Here is a 3507-nt window from a genome sequence, read left to right on the forward strand (position 1 = left end):
GAATTAACCGAACTCACGTACAACCCTTACGTCCCCACACAGGTCTCCTGATCGCCGACCACCCGTGAACGCCCGGACAACTGCCGGCGAACACGGACGGTCCCGGCGCCTCATCGACTGTGGATGCCCGCCAGGCATCCCGCATGCCGCAGGAGACCCCCGCATGCATCAGCACCAGCACCAGCCACAGCACCGGCGACGCGCCCACGGGCGCCCGCACCCGCGACGGCACCCGCACCCGCGCCCCGCCCTCGCGACGGCCACCGGCCCGATCACCGGCCCGGCCACGCCGACGGGCGAGCCGTCCGCGCCCGCGACCGGCACGGTGACACACCGGGACTCCGCCCCACAGGCCTGCCGCACCGCCTGAGCCGCCCCCCTCTCCKCACCGGGACCGGCCCTCAGGCCCGGCCCGCCGCTTCCCACCCGGAGCCCCACCTTGCGCAAGCGCACCCTCCTCCTGGCCGCCACGCTCACCACCGGCCTGCTCACCATCACCCCGGCCGCCGCCGCGCCCTCGGGCCTCGCCGGGGACTTCAACGGCGACGGGTACCGGGACGTCGCGGCCGGCGCCCCCTGCACGAACGTCGGCTCGGCCTCCTGCGCCGGCGCGGTCGTCGTGCTGTACGGCTCGGCGTCCGGTTTGTCGGCCGCCCGCAAGGCCGTCATCACCCAGAACTCCGCGGGCGTGCCCGGCACCGCCGAGTCGAGCGACGTGTTCGGCGCCGCCCTGGCCACCGGCGACCTGGACGGGGACGGCTACTCCGACCTCGTCGTCGGCGCCACCGGCGAGAGCATCGGCGACCGGGACGGCGTCGGCTCCGGCACGATCCTGTGGGGCGGCACGTCGGGCCTGACCAGCGGCAAGGGCCTGCCGCAGCCCACCTCGCTCTCCGAGTACGGCGGCTTCTCCCGGGGCATCGCCACCGGCGACTTCGACGGCGACGGCGACACGGACGTCACGCTCACCGGCCAGAGCCACACCCGCATCTACCGGGGCCCCTTCACCCGCACCGGCGGCCCGCTGAGCCACTCCGTCGTCGGTGAGCTCGGCACGACGTACGAGGTCATCGCGGGTGACATGACCGGCGACGGCGCGGCCGAGCGCGTCTACCCGTTCAACGTGGACGGCGACACCGGCGGCCAGATCGACTACTTCCGCTGGACCGGCACGTCGTACAAGATGGCCCAGCTGCCGGACGCCGACGGCTACCCCGGTTCGATCGGCGACATCAACGGCGACGGCTACGGCGACCTCGTCCTCGGCGACTACACGGACCCGTACGACCTCAAGCCCGCCGGTCACAAGGGCGGGCAGATCACCGTCTGGTACGGCGGTCCGAACGGACCCGACCCGGCGCAGCAGCCGACCGTCGTCCACCAGGACACCGCGGGCGTGCCCGGCGCGGGCGAGGCCTACGACGGTTTCGGCACGGCGGTGAGCACCGGCGACATCAACGGCGACGGGTACGCCGACGTCGTGGTCTCCGCCGCGGGCGAGGACGTCGGCTCGGCGAAGGACGCGGGTTCGGTGACCGTGCTGTTCGGCTCGGCCTCCGGCCTGAAGACCGGCAGCGGCGTGAAGTCGTACACCCAGAACACCGCCGGTGTGCCGGGCTCCGCCGAGTCCGGGGACCGTTTCGGTTCCGCGGTCGGCCTGACCGACGTGACCAAGGACGGCAAGGCGGACCTGGTGGTCGGCGTCGACGGCGAGAACTCCACGGGCGGCCTGTGGACCCTGCGCGGCTACGCCTCCGGCCTGACCACGAGCGGGGCACAGGGCATCACCACCACCGCCCTCTCCCTGAAGGACGGCGCCAACCTCGGCTCGGTCGTCGCCCAGTGATGCCACGTCGCCCCACCGCTCCTCCGTCCAGGCGCTCCATCGCCCAGTGACGCCCCGTCGACTCCTCTGTGAGGCACGTACACCCATGCGCACCCGTATCACCGCCGCCGTCCTCGCGGCGGCCCTGACCCCGCTCGCCCTCACCCTCTCCGCCCCGGCCGCGCACGCCGCGACCCCCGCCGTCCCCTACGACTTCAACGGCGACGGCCGCACCGACCTCGCGATCGGCGCGCCGGGCGCCACCGTCGCCGGGGAGGCGAGGGCCGGTGCCGTGTCGGTGGTCTACGGCAGCACCAGCGGGCCGAAGGCCTCCACGCGCACGCTCCTGACGCAGAACACGGCCGGAATGCCCGGTGCCGCCGAGGCCGACGACGCCTTCGGTTCCGCGCTCGCCTCCGCCGACCTGAACACCGACGGCTACGCCGACCTGCTGATCGGCACGCCCGGCGAGGACGGCAGCGACAGCAACGACGGCACGGTCACCATCGTCTGGGGCGCGAAGTCCGGCCTGTCCGGCGCCCGTTCGCTGTTCAGTTTCTTCAGCACCGACTACGACCGCTACGGCCAGGCGCTGGCCGCGGGCGACTTCGACGGCGACGGGGACGTGGACGTCGCGGTCGGCTCCACCGGCCCGGTCACCCTCTCCCTCGTGAACGGCCCGATCACCAAGGCGAGCGCGTCCAACGGCGGTTCGGGCTCGCGCAACGACTGGTGGTCCTCCTCGAACGGCGTCACGCACCTCTCCTCCGGCGACGTCACCGGCGACGGCCGCCCCCGGGTGGTCCTGCACGGCCGTGCCGTGAGCACCGGCGCCGCGACCACCGCCCTGGCCGACCTGAAGATCGGCAACTACGTCGACTGGCTGGAGCGACTGCCCGCCGGGTTCGTCTCCGCCGTCGGGGACATCGACGGCGACGGCCACGACGACATCGCCGTGGGCAACGACCGGGAGACGTCCGCCGACCCCGAGGGCGCCCTCGGCGGCAAGGTCACCGTCGTCTACGGCGGCCCCGACGGCGGCCGCGACGCCAACCGCGCCCCGCTCGTCCTCACCCAGGACACCGCCGGTGTGCCCGGCGCCTCCGAGAAGGGCGACCGCTTCGGCAGCGGCGTCTCGCTCGGCGACGTCAACGGCGACGGGTTCGCCGACCTGGCGATCGGCGCCGCGGGCGAGAACTCCGCCGCCGGTGCCGTCACCGTGCTGTTCGGCTCGGCGTCCGGCCCGACCACCAAGGGCGCGACGTCGTACACCCAGAACACCTCGGGCGTACCCGGGAGTTCGGAGCAGGGCGACCGCTTCGGCGCCCGCGTGACCCTCACCGACCACACCGGCGACCACCGCGCCGACCTGTCCGTCTCCGCGCCGGGCGAGAACGCCGGCGACGGCGCGGTCTGGTCCCTGCGCTCCACCGCCACCGGCCCGACGGCCACCGGTTCCGTCAGCTTCGGCCCGGGCACGACCGGCGTCTCCACGGCCGGCACGCCGGGATACGGCACGGCACTCAACTCCTGACTCGTAACTCCTGATCACGACAACACCTGGGACTCGACCGATGCGCAAGCGCACCCTCCTCCTGGCTACGGCCGTCACCACCGGCCTGCTCACCACCGGCCTGCTCACCGCCCTGCCCGCGACGGCGGCCACCGCCGCCCCCGCCACC

3 protein-coding genes are annotated in these 3507 nt (G+C 73.9%); all 3 read left to right on the forward strand.

What is annotated here, in order from left to right; translation table 11 throughout:
- Positions 1-163: 163 nt before the first annotated feature.
- The 3 genes from CA983_RS41600 (at position 164) to CA983_RS41610 (ending at position 3359) form a co-directional block, all read left to right on the forward strand.
- Positions 164-370 (forward strand): hypothetical protein, encoded by a 207-nt coding sequence (locus tag CA983_RS41600; RefSeq protein WP_086605844.1) that lies wholly within the window; start codon positions 164-166, stop codon positions 368-370.
- A gap of 69 nt (positions 371-439) precedes the next feature.
- A complete protein-coding gene (locus tag CA983_RS41605; RefSeq protein WP_086605845.1) occupies positions 440-1846 on the forward strand; it encodes an FG-GAP-like repeat-containing protein in 1407 nt (468 codons plus the stop codon).
- A gap of 85 nt (positions 1847-1931) precedes the next feature.
- Positions 1932-3359: an FG-GAP-like repeat-containing protein gene (locus tag CA983_RS41610; RefSeq protein WP_086605846.1), complete on the forward strand. Its 1428-nt coding sequence runs from the start codon at positions 1932-1934 to the stop codon at positions 3357-3359.
- Positions 3360-3507 lie beyond the last annotated feature (148 nt).

This window comes from Streptomyces swartbergensis (assembly GCF_002148965.1).
Lineage (GTDB): Bacteria > Actinomycetota > Actinomycetes > Streptomycetales > Streptomycetaceae > Streptomyces > Streptomyces swartbergensis.